Raw genomic sequence first — 19377 nt, forward strand, 5'->3', positions numbered from 1 at the left:
GATGGCCGCCCGCGGCGTCAATGGTCGTCCATGAAGAAGTTCTGCGGCGCCGAGCCCGGGTGCGACGAGGCCTCCTGCGCCGGCGCGGTGCCGGACAGGAACGGCAGCGCGGGGGCGGCGGCCTGGTCGGGCGGGGCGAGCATCCCGCTCTGCGGATCGACCCGCGCCAGCTCGACGCCGGGCACCGGGTCGAAGTCGGTCGCGGGCCGCCCGCCCAGCGCGCCCTGCATGAACGCGATCCACGCCGGGAGCGCCGCCACCGCGCCGGTCTCGCGCGGCCCGAGCGGCGAGTGGTCGTCGAAGCCGACCCACACGCCCGCGACCAGCTCCGGGGTGTAGCCGACGAACCAGGCGTCGCGGTGATCCTGGGCGGTGCCGGTCTTGCCGGCGGCGGGCCGCGCCAGCACGCGCGCGGCGGCGCCGGTCCCGCCCTCGATCACGCCCCGCAGCATCGAGGTGACGACGTACGAGACGTCGGGCCGCGTGCCCGAGGCCGGGACCGGGAACGGGGTGGGCGCGGCGGTGGCGCCCGCGCCGGCGACGGCCGGGGCCGCGGCGGCGAGCGCGCCGGCGGCGGCGTCGGCGGGGGCCGGGGCGCCCGCCGGGGCGGCGGGCGTGGGCGCGGCGGCGGGCGCCGCGGGGGCGCCGGCCGGCTCGACGGCGGACGCGGTCACCACCACCGCGCCGTCCGCGGACGGCGCCGGCGGCGCGACCGGCCGCTGCTCCTCCAGCACCTTGCCGGCGCGGTCGCGGACGCGCAGCACCACCAGCGGCGGCGTCTGGAAGCCATTCGCCGCGAGGCTCGCGTACGCGTTCACCAGCTCGATGGGCAGCACCTCGCCGGTCCCGAGCGCGAGCGTGAGGTTGCGCGGCAGCTCGGACGCGATCCCCATCCGCTTCGAGAAGCCGATGACCGCGTCCACCCCGAGCGCGTCCACCAGCTTCACCGAGACGGTGTTCTTGGAGTGGGCCAGCGCGGCGGCCAGCAGCATGGGGCCGTCGAACTGGTCCTTCTCGAAGTTGCGCGGCTTCCACTCCTTGCCGGTCCACGGGTCGCGGTAGAGGTCGGGGGTGTCGTAGACCACCGTGGCCGGGGTGAAGCGGCGCGACTCGATGGCGGCGCCCCACACGAACGGCTTCATGGCGCTGCCCGGCTGCCGCCGCGCCTGCGTGGCGCGGTTGAACTGCGACGCCTGGAAGTCGAGCCCGCCCACCAGCGCGCGCACGCCGCGGGTGGCCGGGTCGATGGCCACCAGCGCGCCCTGCACGAGCGGCGTCTGCTCCAGCGCGAGCGGCAGCGGCTTGCCGGCGGCCGCGGTGCGCGCGGCCGGCACCTTCCCCGGCACCACGCGCACGTTCACCACGTCGCCCGGTTGCACCACCGTGGACATCTTCTTCGGCGCGGCCGTGGCGGAGGTCGGGTTCCACTTGCGGGCCCAGGCGGCCTGCGCCAGCGTCACCTCGCCGCGCGCGTTGCCCAGGTCCACCACCGCGGCCCGGTCGTCCACCTCGCGCACCAGGCCGGCGTAGACGCCGCCGTCCTCCAGGCGCCGCGCGCGCGCCATGCGCGCCACGTCGCGCTCCTGCTCCGCGTCCTCGCCCGGCTCGATCTGGTCGGGGTTCACGCGCCCGAGGTCCCAGACGTACACCTCGCCCGGGCCCGGCTCGATCGCCTCGAGCCGCTTGCGCCAGAGCGGCAGCGCCGCCTCCACGCGCGGCCGGTCGAGGTGGAGGAGCGGGCCGCGCCAGCCCTGGCGCTTGTCCACGGCGCGCAGCGCGCCCTCGAGCGCGCTCTCGGCGGCCGCCTGCAGGCGCGCGTCCATGGCCACGTCCACCTGGAGCCCCTGCGTCTCGACCACCTCGGCGCCGTAGCGCTCGTCGAGGTACTTCCGGACCGCGTCCGCGTACCAGGCGCCGGGCGGATCCTCCGGCGGCGGGCGCGTGCGGATGGCGCGCGCCGACTCGGCCTCGGCCTGCGCCCGCGTGATGAAGCCCTCCTCCATCATCCGGCGCAGCACGTACCGCTGCCGCTCCTTGGCGCGGGCGGGGTGGTTCACCGGCGACCAGCGCATGGGCGACTGGATCACGCCGGCCAGCACCGCCGCCTCGCCGAGCGTGAGGTCCTTCACGCCCTTGCCGAAGTAGAAGCGGCTCGCCTCCTCCACGCCGTAGCGCCGGTGCCCGAAGTAGATCTGGTTCAGGTACAGGTAGAGGATCTCGTCCTTGGTCAGGTTCTGCTCGAGCCGCGGCGCGAGCACGAGCTCCTTCACCTTGCGCTTCACCCGCCACTCGGTGGGGAGCAGGAACGTCTTCACCACCTGCTGCGTGATGGTCGAGCCGCCGCACTTCACGCCCCCGCCCAGCAGCCCCTTGGCCGCGCAGCGCGCGATGGCGAGGTAGTTCACGCCCTCGTGCTCGTAGAAGCGCGCGTCCTCCGCCGCGAGCACCGCCTTGCGCAGCACGTCCGGGATGCCGTCGATCGGGACCACGGTGCGCCGCTCGCGGGCGAACTGGAACACCTCCTCGCCGTCGGCGCCGAACACGCGGGTGGAGACGAGCGGCGCGTAGTCCTTGAGGCCGTCGAACGCGGGCAGCTCCCGGGTCCAGGCGAGGAGCAGGCCGCCGCCGAGCAGGCCGCCGGCGAGCACGGTCAGGGCGGCGGCGCGGAGGAGCCGCTTCGACTTGCGGGAGAGGCGACGGCGCACGCGCGGCGGCTCCTCGCCCTCGGCGGCGCGGACCACGGCGGCCGGGGGCGGTGTGGCGGGGTGGGAGGGGGTGTCCACGGCGAGGGCTCGAACGATAGCTCCCGGGGTGGCGTCCGGCAAAGCGCCGCGGCGGCGAAAGGTCATGCCCCTGGGGGAGCAGTCGGCGTGCCAGGGGCCCCATCGTCATGGAACGCCCGGCGGCGCAGCGGATTCCGTGCCGGCGTGTCCCGGCCGACACGCCGGCACGTGGCCGGGGCGACACGGCCGGGCGGGGGCGGGCGGGCGGCTACTCGGCGCCGCGCTTGATGCCGAGCGCGCGCATCTTCTTGTAGAGGTGGCTCCGCTCGAGGCCCAGGGCGCGGGCGGTGTCGGACACGTTGTCCTGGTGCGCCTCGAGGGCGGCGAGCACGATCTCCCGCTCGGCCTCCTCGACCAGCTCGTGGAACGCGGCGCCGGCGCGCAGGCGATCGCCGCGCGGGCGGCGGGCGCCGGGCAGCATCGCCACCACGTCGTCGGCGCCGATCTCCGGGCCGTCGCAGAGGATGGCGAGCCGCTCCACCAGGTTGCGCAGCTCGCGCACGTTGCCGGGCCAGTCGTGCGTCTGGAGCGCGGCGATCGCCTCGCGGCCGAGGCGCATGGCGCGCCGCCCGTTCCGCTCGCAGGCCTCGCCCAGGAAGCGCGCCGCCAGCTCGGGCACGTCCTCCTTGTGCTCGCGCAGCGCCGGCGTGTGGATGGGCACGACGTTGAGCCGGTAGTAGAGGTCCTCGCGGAAGCGGCCCGCGGCCACCTCGGCCTGCAGGTCCTTGTTGGTGGCGGCCACCACCCGCACGTCGCAGCGCAGCGTCTGCTGGCCGCCGACGCGCTCCAGTTCGCCCTCCTGCAGCACGCGCAGCACCTTCGCCTGCATGGCGGCGGGCATGTCGCCCACCTCGTCGAGGAACAGCGTCCCGCCGTCGGCCTGCTCGAAGCGGCCGCGGCGGGCCGCCACGGCGCCGGTGAACGCGCCGCGCTCGTGGCCGAACAGCTCGCTCTCGATCAGCTCCGCCGGCACCGCTGCGCAGTTCAGCTTCACGAACGGCCGGTCGCGCCGCCGCGACTGCTCGTGGATGGCGCGCGCCACCAGCTCCTTGCCGGTGCCGTTCTCGCCGGTGATGAGCACGCGGCCCTCGGAGGGCGCGGTGCGGCGCACCAGGTCGAACAGCCGCTGCATGGCGGGGCCGCCGCCGATCATCTCGAGCTGGCCCGCCGCGCGGCGCAGCGCCGCGTTCTCGGCGCGCAGCGACTCGAGCGCGAGCGCGTTCTTCACCGCGACGAGCAGCTTCTCCTTCTCGGTGATGGGCTTCTCGAGGTAGTCGAACGCGCCGAGCTTGAAGGCGCTGCGCACGGTGTCGATCGAGCCGTGCCCGGACATGATCACGACCGGCAGCTCCGGGCGGGTCTCGCGTGCCTTCTGGAGCACTGCCAGCCCGTCCAGGTCGGGCATCCGCACATCCATGACCACCACATCCACCGGCAGTGCGGCGAGCTTCTCGAGCGCCTCGCGGCCCCCGGAGGCCGTCTCCACCGCGTAGCCCTCCATGGAGAGCGCGCGCGAGAGCGTGAGCTGGATGTTGCGTTCGTCGTCCACGACGAGGACCGTCGCCGGCATGCCGGGATGTTAATCCCGGATGGTTCTGCGAGAAGGAAATCCTTTGACAGCCGATCCGAATGGAGCCAATAAGCGGACGTCCCCAAGTTCCCAGACTTGTCATTTTTCGACTGGAGGTCGTCATGCGTCGTGTTCTCCTTCTCGCCCTGACCGTGTCAGGCGCCCTCGTCCTCGGCGGCTGTCCGTCGAAGCCCAAGAACGGTGAGTGCAAGACCAGCCAGGACTGCGCCGAGCAGGAAGGGTACGGCAAGGTCTGCGTCGAGGGCCGCTGCCAGGAGTGCGGCCAGGACTCCGACTGCAAGGAGGGCTTCGTGTGCCGCGCCAACGCGTGCGTTCCGAAGCCCCAGTGCGCGGCCGACACCGACTGCCCCGCCGGCCAGATGTGCCAGGGCGAGCGCTGCGTGGCCCGCGAGCCCGGCTCCTGCGCGTCCGATCGCGACTGCGGCGCCGGTGAGAAGTGCCAGGCCGGCCGCTGCGCCGCCGCCGCCCCCGAGGCGTCCGTCCCGCCCGAGTGCGCCGACGTCACCGCGTTCAGCGTCCACTTCGCGTTCGACCGCTCGAACCTGACGGCCGAGTCGCAGCAGAACCTGCAGAAGCTGGCCGACTGCCTGAAGCAGGCCCCGGCGAAGCGCGTGCTCGTGCAGGGCAACTGCGACGAGCGCGGCACCGCGCAGTACAACGTCGCGCTCGGCAACCGCCGCGCCGAGGCCGCCAAGAAGTACCTGACCGATCTCGGCGTCAGCTCCACCGTGGACACGGTGAGCTACGGCGAGGAGAAGCCGGTCTGCACCGAGGCGACCGAGGCCTGCTGGGCCAAGAACCGCCGCGACGACTTCCAGATCGAGCGGTGATCCTCCGCACCTCCATCCGGGCCGCCGCGCCGGCGCTCGCGCTCCTGCTGACCGCATGCTGGGTCCCGCTGGAGCGCGGGCGTCAGATGGAGGCGCGCCTGGACAAGCTCGAGGCGGACTCCGCCGAGCAGCAGCGGGTCGTCGCCGATCGCGTCGCCGCGGTCGATCGCAAGATCGCCGAGGTGCAGCAGAAGATCGACGAGCTGAACCGCGCCGCCCGGCGGAGCGGCGCCGATCTCGGGGTCTCCCTCCAGCGCCTGCAGGACGACTTCACGCGCGTGAAGGGCGACCTCGAGGTCGAGGCGCACCGCCTCGGGCAGGTCGAGAAGTCCGTCGCCGCCCTCTCCGACCGCACCGACAAGCGCTTCGCGGCCCTCCGCGGCCGCGGCGCGCTCGACGAGCTCGAGGCCAAGGAGCGCATCGGCACGCTCGACCGGCCGGACGACAAGGTCTCCTTCCTCGCGCTCGCGCAGAAGGAGGAGGCGACCGGCGACAAAAGCGTCGCGAAGACGCTGTACGACGAGTACCTGCGCCGCTGGCCGGCCGACGCCATGGCCCCCGAGGCCGCCTTCCGCTCCGGCGAGATCTGCATGGAGCAGAAGCGCTGGCGCGAGGCGCTGGTCGCGTACGGCTGGATCTACGAGAAGGCCCCGCGCTCCGAGCGCGCGCCCGACGCGATGCTGGGCATCGCCCGGGCCATGCTCGAGGTGGACGAGCTGAAGAAGGACGCCCCGGGCGTGCTGAAGGAGCTCGTGGCGAAGTTCCCCAGGTCGGACGCCGCCGCGCAGGCGAAGAAGCTCCAGGCCGAGCTCGCCCCGAAGAAGCCGCGCCGGAAGTAGGTTCGTTCCTCTCACCTCCCTCCGAGGTAGGTGGTACACTCCGTCCCGTTCGAGGCGGTGTTCCACCGTCCGTGGAGGGTGTGCGATGGCGAGGATGCGGATCGGCGAGCTGCTCGTGGCGCAGGGCGCCATCGACGCGGTCCAGCTCGAGAGCGCGCTCGCGCACCAGCGCCGCTGGGGCGGGCGCCTCGGCCGCAGCATCGTCAGCCTGGGCTTCCTGGGCGAGCCGGTCGTGCTCGGCGCGGTGGGTGCGCAGCTCGGGGTGCCGTTCATGGAGATCGGCGATCGGCACGTGCCGCCGGCGGTGCTCCGCCTGCTGCCCGAGAAGCTCATCCGCACCCGCAAGGTGCTGCCGCTGTCGCGCGTGAACGAGCCGCGCGGCGCGGCGGTGGTGGTGGCGCTGCCGGACCCGGCCGACCTCGGCGTCCTCGACGAGATCACGTTCGCCACCGGCCTGCGGGTCAAGCCGGTGCTGGCCGCCGAGGACGACCTCGAGCAGGCCATCGCGCGGCTGCTCGACGGCGCGACCCTCCGGCCCGGCGGCTTCGCCTACCGCCCGGACGCGCTGGACCTGCCCGAGGACACGAGCCCGCTGACGCTGCTGCGCCGCGCGGATCCGTCGAGCTACAACTGATCCACGGCGTCAGGCCACCTCGGCCTCGTCGTCGGGCTCGGGCGCCTCGCCGGGCGGCCGCCCCTCGTCGTGCAGGCCCCACTGGCCGATCCGCTTCATGACGGTGCTCTTGGCGATGCGCAGCTCCTTCACCACCGCCGCGCGCTTGCCGCGGTTCCGGCGCAGGGACAGGCGGATCGCCTCCCGCTCGATCTCCTCCAGGGTGAGGCCGCGCACGTAGAGCGTGTCGTCGTCGCCGCCGTCGGCGGGCGCGGCGCGGGTGTCCTCGAACGTCACCGCCGCGGGCCCGATGGCCAGCCCCTCGCCGCGGAACAGGAGCGCGCGCTGCACCACGTTCCGGAGCTGCCGGACGTTCCCGGGCCAGTCGTACGCCTCCAGCTTCGCGAGCGCCTCCTCGCTCCAGCGCAGCGCCACGCCGCGCGGCGCCGCGCGCGCCAGGAACGCCTCCGCCAGCTCCCGCACGTCCCCGGCGCGCCGCCGCAGCGGCGGGACGGTGATGGGCACCACGCAGAGCCGGTAGAACAGGTCCTCGCGGAACCGTCCGGCGCGCACCTGCGCGCGCAGGTCTCGGTGCGTGGCGGCCACGATGCGGACGCTCACCTGGATCGGCCGCGACGCGCCCACCCGCTTCACCTCGCCCAGCTCGAGCACCCGGAGCAGCTTCGGCTGCAGGTCGAGCGGGAGCTCGCCGATCTCGTCCAGGAAGAGCGTGCCGCGGTCGGCCTCCTCGAAGGCGCCCTTGCGCATGCGCTCCGCGCCGGAGAACGCGCCCTTCTCGTGGCCGAACAGCTCGGACTCGATGAGCGTCTCGGCGATGGCCGAGCAGTTCACCGGGATGAACGGCCCGTCCCGCCGCGCGGAGCGGGCGTGCAGCGCGCGGGCGAACAGCTCCTTGCCGGTGCCGGTCTCGCCGAGGATGGTCACCGCCGCCTCCGAGGGGCCGACCCGCTCCACCAGCTCGAACGCCTGCCGCATGGCGCCGTCGCGCGAGATCATCCCCTCGAACGCCTCGGCGCGGGCGGGCTCGGGCGCCTCGCGCGGCTCGAGCACGATCTCCGCGTCCCCGAGCTGCACCGCGAGGCCGAACGGCAGCTCGGCCCGCGTCACGCGCGCGCCGCTGATGAACGTGCCGTTCGTCGAGCCGAGGTCCACGAGCGCCCACCGCCGCCGCCGCGCGCCTCGACGCGCAGGTGGCGGGCCGAGACGAACGGGTCGTCGAGCGGCGCGTCGCAGGTCGGGTCCTTGCCCACCACCACGCCCGCGGCGGTGACGGGGACGGTGCGCTCGCGGCCGCCGGCGCGGAGCCGGAGCCGCGCGGGCGGCGGCGCCGCGGCGGCCGCGTCCCCGGGCGCGCGCAGCCGCGTCTCGCCCGCGCCCGGCGCGACGCCCTCGACGGCGCGGAAGAGCGCCCGCCACGCGCCGAGCGCGAGGTCGGCGCCGTCCGCGAGCCGCGCCTCCCGCGCCGGCGTCCCGCCCATGACGGTGCCCGCGCCGGAGCGGTCCACCAGCCACCACCCGTCGGCGCGCCGCTCGACCACCGCCTGCACGCGGGCGAGCCCGGGATCGGGCAGGGACACGTCGCACTCCGGGCCGCTGCCGAGCGCGGTGCGATCGGTCAGCGTGACGCGCAGCAGCTCCTCGCCGTGGCGGAAGAAGGCAAGCTCGGGCATGCGCCCGAGGCTAGCCAACCCCGCGCCGCGGGTGAAGGTCCGGCCTCCGCTGTGAGTGCGGCAAGACGGGGAGTGCGTGGTTGACCCGGGGCGCTAGCCCCTGGCCAGCTCCTCGAACTCGGCGTTGCCCTTCAGGCCGTCGAACATCGGGTCGGTGCGGAGCCAGTCCCGCACCTTGTCGGCGTCCTGCGCCAGCGCCTTGCGCAGCGCCTCGAGCGCCGCGGCCGGCTTGCCCCACAGCGCGTACAGCGCCGCCACGTCGTAGTTGAGGAGCAGGTCGTCCGGCTTCAGCGCCGCGGCCCGCGCGTAGGCGCGCTCGGCCTCGGCGTAGAAGCCCTTCTGCGCGTAGCAGATACCCAGGTCCAGCTCGGCCTCGAAGTTGGACGGCTCGAGCCGCACCACCTCCCGGAGGTGGGCGATGGCGGCCCGGTAGTCGCCCTCGTCCATGAGCAGGCCGGCCAGCTCGTGGCGCGGGAACGGGTCGGACGGCTCGAGCTCGATGGCGACGCCGAGCTCCTTCACGGCCTCCTCCGTCTTGCCCTGGTCGGCCAGCGTCAGCCCGAGGTTCAGGTGCGCGTCGGGGTGGTCGGGCTCGAGCTGGATCGCGTCGCGGTACTCCGCGACCGCCATGTCCGGCCCGTGCGTGGCGAGGAAGCAGGCCAGGTTGTAGTGCGCGGTGGCGCTGTCCGGCTCCAGCCGCAGCGCGGTGAGGTACTCGTTCAGCGCCTCGCGGTAGAGCTTCTTCTCCGAGTACACGGTCGCGAGGTTGTCGTGCGCGTGGGCGGAGCTCGGGTCGAGCTCGATGGCCTTGTGGAACTCGTTGATGGCCTCGTCGAGCCAGCCGCGGTCGGCGAGCTCGATCCCGCGCGAGTTGTGCGCGTCGGACTGGGCGATGGGGTCCTTCTTGTCGCGGCTCACGGCGGCGGAGTGTACTTTCGTTTCGCCCGGAACAGGGGCGCGGAGGTCGGCAGGGGCGAATCTAACCGGCGCCGGCCCCGGGGCCAGGGACGGAGAGGGCGGACGGGCGGGCGCCCGGGAGGCGAGGGTGAGGCGAGGGACCGCGTGGTGGGCGGCGGCGATCGCGCTGGCGATCGCGGCCGCGGGCGCCGCCTGGTGGTGGGGCCGAGGCGAGGAGGACGACGAGGCGCGCATCCGCCGGCTGGTGGACGGCGCCGCGGCGGCGGTGGCTTCGCGCGACGTGAACGGGGTGGTGGCGCCGCTCTCCGAGCGGTTCCGCGGCCACGGCCTCGATCGGCATGGCGCGAAGCAGCTCGTCGCGCTCGAGGTGCTGCGCGGCGCCTGGGTCTCGGCCACGGTGGCCGGCGCGACCGTGGCGGTGGACGGGGAGCGCGCCGCGGCGCAGGTGGACGCGGTGCTGGCGCGCGCCGCCGGCCGCGGGAAGGCGCTCGCCGAGCTCCTCCCCGGCGAGGGCAGCGCGCACCGCTTCGCGCTGCGGCTCGAGCGCGAGGGGGACGGCTGGCGCGTGGTCGAGGCGGCCTGGCGGCCCATCACGCTCGCCGAGGCGCTGGCGGGGCCGCCGCCGGCGGAGCTCGCGCCGGCCCCGGACCGTTGACGGGGACGACCCTGGAGGGCATGCTCCGCCTCCCGGCTCGCGCCGGCCCCGACCGATGGCCCTCTACACCGTCCTCTCCAGCGAGCAGATCGCCGCCGCGGTCCGGAGCTTCGGGCTCCCCGCGCCGGACCGCGTCCAGCCGGAGCCGAAGGGCAGCGTCAACACGAACTACCACCTGTGGACCGGCGGCGAGCGCTGGTTCCTGCGGCTCAACGAGGGCAAGACCGACGCCGACGTGCGGTTCGAGGCCGAGGTCCAGCGCTACCTCCACGAGGCCCGGTTCCCGGTGGCGCGCCTGCGCCTCGCGGTGGACGGCCGGCCCTGGGTGCCGGTGGAGGGCAAGCAGGCGATGCTGTTCGCCTACGCGGCCGGCGAGGAGATCTCGCGCGACGCCGCCGGCCCCGAGCGCTGCCGCCGGGTGGGCGAGCAGCTCGGGCGGCTGCACGAGCTCGCGTCCGGGTTCGTGCCGGAGCGCCGCAACCCGTACGCGCCGGAGCGCGTGCGCGGGTGGATCTCCGAGCTGCGGCCGGACGGCGGGGGCGACGCCGACGTGCGGGCGGCGCTGCCGATGCTGGACGACGAGCTGGCGCGCGCGGACCGGCTCCCCGGCGCGCCGCGCGGGCTGGTCCACGGCGACCTGTTCATCGACAACGTGCTGTGGATCGGCGACCGCGTCGGCGCGGTGCTCGACTGGGAGATGAGCTGCGTGGACCCGTTCGCCTACGACCTCGGGGTCGCGGTGAACGCCTGGTGCTACGTGGACCGCTACGACCCGGCGCGCGCGGCCGCGCTGCTCGCCGGCTACCGGTCGAAGCGCCGGCTCGAGCCGGAGACCGCGGACGCGCTCTACCCGTGGGCGCGCTACGCCGCGCTGCGCTTCACCGCCTCGCGCATCCACGCGTTCCACCGCGCCGAGCTCGGCGCCGACCGGCTGGCCTGGAAGGACTGGCGGCGCTACCGCGACCGGCTCGCCGCGCTGCGCGACATGGGCGAGGGCGGGTTCCGGGCGCTGCTCGGCGTGTGACGGCCGCGCCCCGCTCGCGGTTCGAGGGGCTCACCGCGAGCGAACTCGGTCTCCGCTCGCGGTTCGACGGGCTCACCGCGAGCGAACCCGGTCTCCGCTCGCCCCGAGCCTGTCGAGGGGCGCGCGGACGGCTCGAACCGGATCGCTCCCGATCTACATGCCGGCGGTGAACAGCCAGCGGCCGTCCACCTTGCGCAGGTGCATGCGGTGCACGTCGGAGTCGCGCCGCGGCACCACGCCGGTCGGGGTCTTCACCCGGTACCAGCCGTCGTAGAACACCTCGGCGACGGCGCGGTCGCCCTGGACCTCGATCTTGCGGACCTGGATCTCCAGCTTCAGCGCGTCCACCTTCGCGAGGTCCTCGGGCAGCGTGCGCGCGAGCGTGGCGCGATCCACGTCGTCCTCCGGCGCGGGCGTGGCGGCGTCGTCGAAGTAGTCCGGCGCGGCGAGCGCGACCACCGCGGCCGCGTCGCGGCGGCCCATGGCCTGGACGTACTGCTGGATGGCCTCGAAGACCCCGCGGTTGTCCCGGGTGTCCTCGATGTTGGTGCCGGGGAGCTGGCGCGCAGCGCAGGCCGTGGCCAGGGCGAGCAGGAGGGCGAGGCGCTTCGTCATGCGCGCGACTTTGTCCCGCCCGAGGTGCCGCGTCAATCTTCTCGGGCCTTTCCGGGGCGCCGCGGCGGGCGGTTGCCGCCGCGCTTTCCCGCCGCATACATTTCCGGCGATGGCCGATCCCAGCCTCGCCTCGCTCCGCGCCTTCTTCGAGACCGCCCCCGCCGCCCGCAAGGCCACCCGGCCGCTGGCGCGCGGCGCGCGCGTGAACCTGGCGCTCGACGACGGCCCGGCGCGCTTCACCATGGCGAGCGGCGCGCCCGCGGTGGAGGCCGGCGCGGCGCCGGACCCGGACTTCACGCTCACCCTGCCGGCCGGGGCGGTGGAGCGCATCACCGGGCTCCGCTCCGACGACGTGGGCGAGTTCGGGGTGGAGTTCTTCAGGCTCGTCATCGAGCGCGACCCCGCCGTGAAGGTCCGCGTGAAGGTGGACGCGTCCACCGCGCGGCTGCTGGAGCACGGGTACCTGGGCGTGCTCGCGGTGGGCGGCATGAAGGTCGGCTGGTGGCTGCTGAAGAAGGGCGTGAAGAACCCGAAGGCCGCCATCGACCGGCTCCGCAACGGCGTCTGACACCCGCGCGTCAGCGCGCCCCGGGCCTGGCCCCGGCCTCGAACGCGCAGCGGCGCAGCCCCGCCTCGAGGCGCTCCCGCTCCGCGTCGCCGGCCGCCCGCGCCAGCGCCGCGCGGAGCGCCCGCTCCCCCTCCTCGCGCTCGCCGGCGGCGCAGGCCGCCTCGCCGCCGGCCGCGCGCGCCTCGGCCTCGAGCGCGGGCGGGAGGCCGCCCGCGGCGGCGCGGGCGAGCAGGGCCGCCGCCGGCGCCGCCTCGCCGCGGATCCAGTGCGCGCGCCCGACCAGGTAGGCCGCGAGCGGCGCGTCCACGGCCGCGGTGCGGGCCAGCGCGAGCGTCGCGTCGCCGAGGCCGAGCAGGTACGGCAGCGCGGCGGGGGCGAGCCACGGGTCGCGCAGCGCCGCCAGCTTGGCCGAGAGGAGCCGGGCCTCGCCGCGGTCCGGGCCCGCCGCGAGCGCCTCCGCCCAGCCGGCCGCGGCCGCGGCGGCGTCGCCCTGCCGCCAGCGGACGTCGGCCTCGGCGGCGTCGAGCGCGCCCTCGAGCGCGCCCTGGCCCTCGCCCCGGGCCCGCGCCTCCGCGTACGCGGCGAGCGCGCCCGCGAGGTCGCCGCCGCGCGCCAGCGCGTCGCCGCGCGCCTTCGCCGCCCAGGGCGAGCCGGTCAGCGCGCCGGCGCGGCGGTACAGGTCGCAGGCCTCCCCGGTCCGCCCGGCGGCGGCCGCGGCGCCGGCGCCCGACTCCAGCGCCGCCGCCTCGCGCGCGCAGCGCCGCGCGAACAGGCTCCCGCGCGCCAGCCGCGCCTCGGCCTCGCGCCGGAGCCCCTCGGGCACCGTCACGCCGTCGAGGAAGCGCTGCCACTCCTCCACCAGCGCCGGCAGCGGGCGGCCCAGCGCGGCGGCGACGTCGCCGGTGGCGTAGGCGCGCGCCACCGGCGCCGGGCCGTGGCGCGCGAGCAGGAACGCGAGGAAGCTCCCGGCCGCGGTGTACGCGCGCGCCGGCGCCTGCGTCCAGAAGCCGCCCGGGCCCACGATGGCCGGGAGCTCCGGGAGCCGCCCCTGATCGCGCGCGGCTCGGGACCACTCGTGCACCGTCCAGGCGCCGCGCGGCACCTCCAGCGCCACCGCCAGCCCCTCCACCAGGCCCGCCGACACCAGCACCCCGGCCCGGGCCGGGACGCGCAGCGGGCCGGGCGCGAGCGCCGAGGCGACGGCGTGGACCACCTCGTGGCGCAGGACCGGGTGCGGGAGCGGCGCGTCGCCCAGGTGGATCTCGGCGCGCCAGGGCTTGGTGAAGTCGGTGCCGGCCGCGCCCACCAGGCGCCGCTTCTCCTCGGCGCTCCGGTAGACGTACACCGTCACCCGCGGCGGCCGCTCGACCCCGAGCGCGCCAGCCACCTCGGCCACGTGGAGCTCGCACTCCGCCAGCAGCTCGGCCGCGGCCGCCTCGGGCTTCTCCGAGGGGAGCACCAGCGTGCAGCGCGGCCCCTCGCGGACGCCGCCCAGCGCGCGCGCCACCGTCTCGCGCGAGCCGTCCAGCCCGAGCGCGGCGCGGGCGCCCCGCGCGGCGGCGACCGCGCCGGCCGCGCCGGCGAGCGCGAGCAGGACCCCGGCCAGCCGGCGTCGCGCGCGGCGGGGGCCGAGCGCGAGCTCGGCCGCGGCGGCCACCGCGACCGCGAGCGCGGTGGCGTCGAGGGCGCCCAGCACCACCCGCCCGTCCACCCGGAGCGCCTCGTCGTAGAGCGGCCCGGGCCAGGCGCCGAGCAGCGGGCTCCAGGCGAACGCGGCCGGGCCGGCGTACGCGCCCCGGAGCGCCGCGCCCAGCGCGGCCAGCACCGCGAGCGCGTACAGGGCCGCCGCCGGGCCGGGGCGGCCGCGGGCGAGGAAGGCGGCCGCGGCGCCCAGGGCGGCCGCGAGCAGCGCCGACGGGAGGGCGAGCAGCGGGAAGAAGCCGGCGGCGGCGAAGGCGCTGCACGGTCCGAGCGCGGCGCGGACGAGGGCGCCCGCGAAGAGCAGCGCGAGCAGCGCGGCGGCGATCGCCCCCGCCGCGGCCGCGGCGGCCGCGGGCGACGGGGACGGGCGGGCCCGGGCCTCGCGGGCGGCGGCGAACCCGAGCCAGGGACCGAGGGCGAGCGCCGCGAGCAGCGCGCCGGCCTCGGCCAGCTCGTATCCCGGCGCGTCGAGCAGCGGGAGCGAGCCGCTCGCCAGCCCGAGCGCGGCGAGCAGCGCCGCGGCGCCGCGCACGGCGCGCCGCCGGACCAGCGCCTGGAGGAGATCGAGCATCGCGTCCCGCCGATATCGGCGCCGCAGCTATCGGCCGCGCCAGCCCCGGGATAACATGGCGCGCGATGCCGGAGAACCGCGAGCACGCGCGCGCGCCCATCGAGCTGAAGGTCGACTACAAGAAGCTGAACAGCTTCTTCGCCGACTACACGAAGAACATCTCGAAGGGCGGCACGTTCATCAAGACCCGGAAGACCCTTCCGGTGGGGACGCGCTTCGTGTTCCGGCTCGCGGTGCCGGGGCGCCCGGCCGCGTTCGAGCTGAACGGCGAGGTGGTGCACGCGAGCGCGCAGGGCGAGGAGGCGGGGATGGGCATCCGCTTCGTCTGGTCCGACGCGCGCCTCCGCGCCGACTTCGAGGGCACGGTGGAGCGCCTGATGTCCGAGAGCCTCGGGCCGCTGCTGGCGAAGCGGCTGCTGAGGAAGGGCTAGGCGCCGGTGGGAAACGCTCATGGTTCGACGGGCTCACCATGAGCGGATCCAGGCCCGAGAGCTCCGCTCGCCCTGAGCCCGTCGAAGGGCGGGCGGGGGGCGCTCGACCGGGCCGGTCCTCAATACAGCACGTTCTCGAACCGCACCCGGTCGCCGGCCTTCACGCCGTGCGCCGCGGCCCAGCCGCCGTTCACCTCGAGCACGTAGCGGCTCGGCACGCCCACGTCGCGCGGCGACAGGGTGAGGGGCTCGGCCCGCTCCACCACGCCCACCACGCGGCCGGCGTCGTCGACGAAGATCATGTCGAGGGGGATGAGCGTGTTGCGCATCCAGAACGTGTGGACGTCGCTCTCGTCGAACACGAACAGCATGCCGGCGTCCGCGGCGAGCGAGGACCGCTCCATGAGGCCGCGCGTGCGTGAGGCCTCGTCGCGCGCGACCTCGACCCGCACCGCGTGGCTCGCGCCCGCGGCGGTCTCGACGATGACGCGCGGGGCGGGGCGCGCCGGCTCGGGTGCCTTGGGAGAGGCACACGCCAGCGCGGCGGCGAGCAGGAGCACGGCCCGCGCGCCGCTCACTGCCGCGGGACGACGCAGTAGGACGAGTACTGCGTCTCGCCCAGGTAGCGCTGGCGGGTCGTCTCGTCGAGGCTGGCGAGGAACGCCGGGTCGAGCACCACCTGGTCGCAGACCAGGCCGGTCTCGGACTTGTAGCAGTCCTGGTCGGAGACGCACGGCTTCGAGCAATATCCGCACGAATCGCCGGAGCAGCCGCCGTACTTGGAGCCCGCGGGGGCCGGCGAGACGATGCAGATGAGGTCCTCGCAGCCGATGTTGCCGGACTCGAAGTAGTCGCCCGACGCGGTCTGCGGGCTCGGCGGTTCGCCGCTCCCCCACGAGAGCTTGCAGCGCTCTCCGACGTTCGGGTTCTGGCAGGCGCTGAGCGCGGCGACGGAGGCGAGCGCGGCGATCAATCGGATGACCTGGGGACGCATGATTGTGGGAATCGTTAGCACGCACCTCGCGGCTCGACAAGGAAGGCTCTCGACCCGCTACAAGCGCCTACAGGCGCACAGAATCACGCATTTCTGCGCGGTACGCTCCGTTGCTCCTCCCATTTGCTTTGGCTAGGATGCCCCGTGTACGTGGGACGCCATCGAATGAGAAAACATCTCGCATATGCCTGGTTGCTCGTCGTGGTGGTCCCGCTGTCCGGGGCCGCCCAGGACCTTCCAGGGCTCGATCTGAGCCAGCCACCTCCGCCCGCGAAGGACGCGGACCCGGTGCGCACGGATGACCTTCCGCCACCCAAGCCGGCCACGCCACCGCCCTCCCAGGGCGCGGCGAAGGCCGAGCCGGCGCCGGTGCTGCCCTTCTCCGAGAAGGACGTGGCGCTCGGCGACAAGGTGAAGGCCGTCCAGCGCAAGGGGTTCATGAAGCGCGGGCGCTTCGAGATCGCGCCGATGTTCTCGGCCACGGTGAACGACGCGTTCTACCAGAAGCTCGGCGTCGGCCTGCGGCTCGCGTACAGCGTGCACGACTCCTTCGCCATCGCGCTGCGCGGCGCCTGCTACCGCGAGGACTGGGGCTGCGGCACCTCGCTGCGCACCGACAACGTGCGCGAGGGGAAGCTCGCCTTCCAGAGCCAGCTCCTCACGTCCGATCTGTACGGGCAGGCGATGCTGGCCGGGGTGTGGTCGCCGATCTACGGCAAGGCGGCCTTCCTCAACCAGAGCATCATCCACTTCGACCTGTTCCTGACCGCCGGGTTCGGCGCGGTGTGGACCGCGACCAGCGTCGCGCCGCGCAACGAGGGGCCGCACCTGGCCACCGACCTCGGCGGCGGCGTCCGCTTCTACCCGCGGGAGTGGATGGCGTTCGAGCTCGGCCTGCTCGCGACGCTCTACCCCGACCAGCCCGTCGCCTCGGTCCCGAGCACGCTGCAGAAGGTGTTCACCGCGAACGTGGGCTTCTCGTTCTTCTTCCCGACGACGTTCGAGTACGTCCACCCATGACGACCGACGGCCTGACGATCCGATCCCTCGCCGCACGGGCGCTCGCCGCGCTCGCGCTGGCGCTCCTGCTGGCGCCGCTCGCGGCGCGGGCGCAGAGCAAGTCCGACGCCTTCGCCGGCAAGATCCCGCCGGTCTCCGGCGCGCTCTTCCAGAAGGCCGGACGCTTCGAGCTCTCGCTGACCGGCAACCTCTCGCTCAACGACGCGTTCTACGCGAAGCGCTGGGGCGGCCTGAAGCTCGGCTATCACCCGGCGGAGTGGCTCTACGTGGGCGCGGCCGTGGCGGCGGGCAGCTCCACCCGGACCGGGTCCGCGGTGGTGTGCCCCTCGAACGGCGGCTGCCAGGACGCCGCCGACACGCAGCTGTACCAGGTGCCCGGCAACCTCAAGATGGTCACGGGCCTGGAGGTGGGCTGGTCGCCGGTCTACGGCAAGCTCAACGTGTTCGCGGAGCGCGTCGCGCACTTCGACCTCTCGGTGATCGCCGGTGCCGACTGGATCTCCTACGAGGAGGTGCTGTCGGCCACGCAGGCGGAGGCGCTCGCGGTCTCGGGCGGGAAGCCCGGCACGAAGAGCACCTTCGGCGGCCACGTGGGGCTCGGCTTCCGCGTGTTCTTCGCCGAGTGGATCGCCGCCCGGCTCGAGTTCAAGGACTACATCTACTCGGTCCCGGTGCCCAACTGGCAGGAGGGCGGCGCGGCCCGGGACGACATCCAGAACCAGCTGTTCACCGAGATCGGGTTGTCGTTCTTCTTCCCGTTCCACAACCGGGCGGGGCACTAGGCCACCATGGCGCGCGCCACCTCCAAGATCCTCCTCGCCGTCGCCGCCCTCGCCGCCGCTCCCGCGGCCGAGGCGCAGCTCGGCATCGATCTCACCGCGCCGGACAAGAAGCCGGCCCCTCCCGCCGCGCAGAAGCGCGACGAGTCGCTCTCGCTCCCCGCGCTCGAGCTCGGCAAGACCGCGCCCGCCGCCGAGGCGAAGGCGCGGCTCGACGCCGCCAAGCGGCTCCTCGACGAGAAGGCCACCGAGACGGCGGCCCTCGCGTTCGACCAGATCCTGCGCGAGCCGGCGCTGGCCGTCGCGCACGACGAGGCGCGGTACCAGCTCGGCAAGGCGCTCGCGCGCATGGGCCTGCTCCACTCGGCGCTCGCCACCTTCGACGAGATCCTGGCGAAGGGGCCGGGCGGCTCGCGCTTCTACGGCTCCTCGATGGAGTGGCTGTTCTACGCGGGCAACAAGCTCAAGAACGAGCAGCCGCTGCTGTCCCGCGTGGCGAAGCACGCCCGCGACTCGTTCCCGCCCGGCTTCGAGGACCGCTTCCACTTCCTGCTCGCCAAGTACGAGTTCGAGCGCGGCCGCGCGCTCGCCGACGCCGGGCGCGCCGACGAGGCGCGCGGCGCCTGGGGCGAGGCGCGCCGGCTGGTGTCGCTGGTGCGCGAGCAGGCCGGCGCCGCGGCGCCGAAGGGCGACGCCCCGTCGAACGAGCAGGGCGACGTGTACGCGAAGGCGCGGTTCGTGGACGGCCTGGTGCTCTACGCCTCCGGCGACGACGTCGGCGCGTCCGAGGCCTTCAAGCAGGTGGTCCGCCTGACGAACCCGAAGCGCGGGCGGGCCTCCGACCCGCAGCTCCGCGAGCTCGCGTTCCTGCAGCTCGCGCGCATCCACTACCAGAACCGGCAGAACCGCTACGCGATCTTCTACTACGGGAAGATGCCGTGGGGCGGCGAGAGCTGGCTCGAGGGGCTGTGGGAGGCGTCGTACGCCCACTACCGCATCGGCGACTACGAGAAGACGCTCGGCAACCTGCTGACGCTGCAGTCGCCGTACTTCAAGGACGAGTACTTCCCGGAGTCGTACGTCCTGAAGTCGATCGTCTACTACGAGAACTGCCGCTACCCCGAGGCGCGCCGCGTGCTCGAGACGTTCGCCGGGCTGTACCAGCCGGTCTACGACGAGCTCGTGAAGACCACCGCCGCGCAGCGGCCGCCGGCGGCCTACTACGACCTGCTCGACACCGACGCGCGCGGCGGCGCCCTCCCGCGCCGCATCATGAAGCTCGCGTTCACCGACCAGAACGTCCGCCAGCTCGCCCAGAGCGTCGCGGAGGTCGAGGACGAGATGGACCGCGGCATCGGCGGGCGGCGCTCCGAGTTCCGCCAGTCGGCCCTGGCCAAGCGGCTGGGCGACCAGCTCCGGGCCGAGAAGGTCACGCTGGTCGAGGAGGCCGGGGCGCGCACCCGCGCCAAGCTCGAGTGGGAGCGCGACCAGCTCCGCTCGCTGCTGGCCCAGGCGCTCCGCATCAAGATCGAGGTCTCGCGCAAGGAGCGCGAGGCGCTGGAGGGCTCGCTGGCCCGCGGCAGCCAGGTCGAGGTGGTGAAGGACCTGAAGTACTCCTCGGCCGTGTCCGACGAGCACCTGTACTGGCCGTACGAGGGCGAGTTCTGGCGCGACGAGCTCGGCACGTACTCGTACACGCTCACCCGCGGCTGCAAGGACCGCCTCTCGCGGCCCGGCACCGCCTCGAAGTAGGG

At 74.8% G+C, this 19377-nt stretch carries 17 protein-coding genes and 1 pseudogene; 10 read left to right on the plus strand and 8 right to left on the minus strand.

Translation table 11 applies throughout. The features are described from left to right. Positions 1–17 precede the first annotated feature (17 nt). Positions 18–2783 (minus strand): penicillin-binding protein 1A, encoded by a 2766-nt coding sequence (locus ACOQFB_RS03740; protein WP_421608672.1) that lies wholly within the window; start codon positions 2781–2783, stop codon positions 18–20. Between the two features lie 208 nt (positions 2784–2991). After that, positions 2992–4353 carry a sigma-54-dependent transcriptional regulator gene (locus ACOQFB_RS03745; RefSeq protein ID WP_421608673.1) on the minus strand — a complete coding sequence of 454 codons (1362 nt, stop codon included), beginning with the start codon at positions 4351–4353 and terminating at the stop codon, positions 2992–2994. 152 nt (positions 4354–4505) lie between these two features. Here ACOQFB_RS03745 and ACOQFB_RS03750 point away from each other — a divergent pair, with 152 nt between their 5' ends. The 3 genes from ACOQFB_RS03750 (at position 4506) to ACOQFB_RS03760 (ending at position 6677) form a co-directional block, all read left to right on the plus strand. After that, the gene (locus ACOQFB_RS03750; protein WP_421608674.1) at positions 4506–5204 is read left to right on the plus strand and encodes an OmpA family protein; all 699 of its coding nucleotides are present in this window, start codon (positions 4506–4508) and stop codon (positions 5202–5204) included. Further along, positions 5201–6043 carry a tetratricopeptide repeat protein gene (locus ACOQFB_RS03755; protein ID WP_059439218.1) on the plus strand — a complete coding sequence of 281 codons (843 nt, stop codon included), beginning with the start codon at positions 5201–5203 and terminating at the stop codon, positions 6041–6043. The genes ACOQFB_RS03750 and ACOQFB_RS03755 overlap by 4 nt, the downstream gene beginning before the upstream one ends. Before the next feature lie 85 nt (positions 6044–6128). Further along, a complete protein-coding gene (locus tag ACOQFB_RS03760; protein ID WP_059439219.1) occupies positions 6129–6677 on the plus strand; it encodes a GspE/PulE/PilB domain-containing protein in 549 nt (182 codons plus the stop codon). A gap of 9 nt (positions 6678–6686) precedes the next feature. On the opposite strand, the pseudogene ACOQFB_RS03765 reads toward ACOQFB_RS03760, so the two are convergent. Both ACOQFB_RS03765 and ACOQFB_RS03770 read right to left on the minus strand, forming a co-directional pair. Next, positions 6687–8347 (minus strand): annotated as a pseudogene (locus tag ACOQFB_RS03765) (sigma 54-interacting transcriptional regulator). A gap of 93 nt (positions 8348–8440) precedes the next feature. Further along, complete coding sequence (locus tag ACOQFB_RS03770; protein WP_421608676.1) at positions 8441–9265, minus strand: tetratricopeptide repeat protein; 825 nt, start codon at positions 9263–9265, stop codon at positions 8441–8443. A 127-nt stretch (positions 9266–9392) separates the two neighbouring features. On the opposite strand from ACOQFB_RS03770, the gene ACOQFB_RS03775 reads away from it, so the two are divergent. After that, a complete protein-coding gene (locus ACOQFB_RS03775) occupies positions 9393–9920 on the plus strand; it encodes a hypothetical protein (protein WP_421608677.1) in 528 nt (175 codons plus the stop codon). Between the two features lie 55 nt (positions 9921–9975). Further along, positions 9976–10944: a homoserine kinase gene (locus tag ACOQFB_RS03780; RefSeq protein WP_421608678.1), complete on the plus strand. Its 969-nt coding sequence runs from the start codon at positions 9976–9978 to the stop codon at positions 10942–10944. A 153-nt stretch (positions 10945–11097) separates the two neighbouring features. Here the strand turns inward: ACOQFB_RS03780 and ACOQFB_RS03785 are convergent, their stop codons facing one another. Beyond that, on the minus strand, positions 11098–11559 hold the full coding sequence (locus ACOQFB_RS03785) for a nuclear transport factor 2 family protein (protein WP_059439496.1): 462 nt from the start codon (positions 11557–11559) through the stop codon (positions 11098–11100). A gap of 109 nt (positions 11560–11668) precedes the next feature. Between ACOQFB_RS03785 and ACOQFB_RS03790 the strand changes: the two genes are divergently transcribed. Continuing rightward, positions 11669–12127 carry an AAA family ATPase gene (locus ACOQFB_RS03790; RefSeq protein WP_421608679.1) on the plus strand — a complete coding sequence of 153 codons (459 nt, stop codon included), beginning with the start codon at positions 11669–11671 and terminating at the stop codon, positions 12125–12127. Positions 12128–12137: 10 nt separating this feature from the next. Here the strand turns inward: ACOQFB_RS03790 and ACOQFB_RS03795 are convergent, their stop codons facing one another. After that, positions 12138–14399, minus strand: coding sequence for a type VI secretion system protein (locus tag ACOQFB_RS03795; RefSeq protein WP_421608680.1), 2262 nt, complete (start codon positions 14397–14399; stop codon positions 12138–12140). A gap of 65 nt (positions 14400–14464) precedes the next feature. Between ACOQFB_RS03795 and ACOQFB_RS03800 the strand changes: the two genes are divergently transcribed. Next, positions 14465–14830, plus strand: coding sequence for a TIGR02266 family protein (locus tag ACOQFB_RS03800; protein WP_421608681.1), 366 nt, complete (start codon positions 14465–14467; stop codon positions 14828–14830). 119 nt (positions 14831–14949) lie between these two features. Here ACOQFB_RS03800 and ACOQFB_RS03805 read toward each other — a convergent pair whose 3' ends face one another. Beyond that, positions 14950–15408, minus strand: a complete 459-nt coding sequence (locus tag ACOQFB_RS03805) for a DUF192 domain-containing protein (protein ID WP_059439077.1) — start codon at positions 15406–15408, stop codon at positions 14950–14952. Then, on the minus strand, positions 15405–15824 hold the full coding sequence (cglC, locus tag ACOQFB_RS03810; protein WP_059439076.1) for an adventurous gliding motility lipoprotein CglC: 420 nt from the start codon (positions 15822–15824) through the stop codon (positions 15405–15407). The genes ACOQFB_RS03805 and cglC overlap by 4 nt, the downstream gene beginning before the upstream one ends. Before the next feature lie 201 nt (positions 15825–16025). Between cglC and ACOQFB_RS03815 the strand changes: the two genes are divergently transcribed. Genes ACOQFB_RS03815 through gltC form a run of 3 tightly spaced genes read left to right on the plus strand, consistent with a single transcriptional unit; the run spans position 16026 to position 19375 of the window. Continuing rightward, the gene (locus tag ACOQFB_RS03815) at positions 16026–16844 is read left to right on the plus strand and encodes an outer membrane beta-barrel domain-containing protein (RefSeq protein WP_421608932.1); all 819 of its coding nucleotides are present in this window, start codon (positions 16026–16028) and stop codon (positions 16842–16844) included. Further along, complete coding sequence (locus ACOQFB_RS03820; protein ID WP_059439074.1) at positions 16841–17626, plus strand: outer membrane beta-barrel domain-containing protein; 786 nt, start codon at positions 16841–16843, stop codon at positions 17624–17626. The genes ACOQFB_RS03815 and ACOQFB_RS03820 overlap by 4 nt, the downstream gene beginning before the upstream one ends. Positions 17627–17632: 6 nt before the next feature. Beyond that, the gene (gltC, locus tag ACOQFB_RS03825; protein WP_421608682.1) at positions 17633–19375 is read left to right on the plus strand and encodes an adventurous gliding motility protein GltC; all 1743 of its coding nucleotides are present in this window, start codon (positions 17633–17635) and stop codon (positions 19373–19375) included. The last annotated feature ends 2 nt before the right edge of the window (positions 19376–19377 follow it).

The organism is Anaeromyxobacter sp. Red801 (assembly GCF_049201065.2).
GTDB lineage: Bacteria > Myxococcota > Myxococcia > Myxococcales > Anaeromyxobacteraceae > Anaeromyxobacter.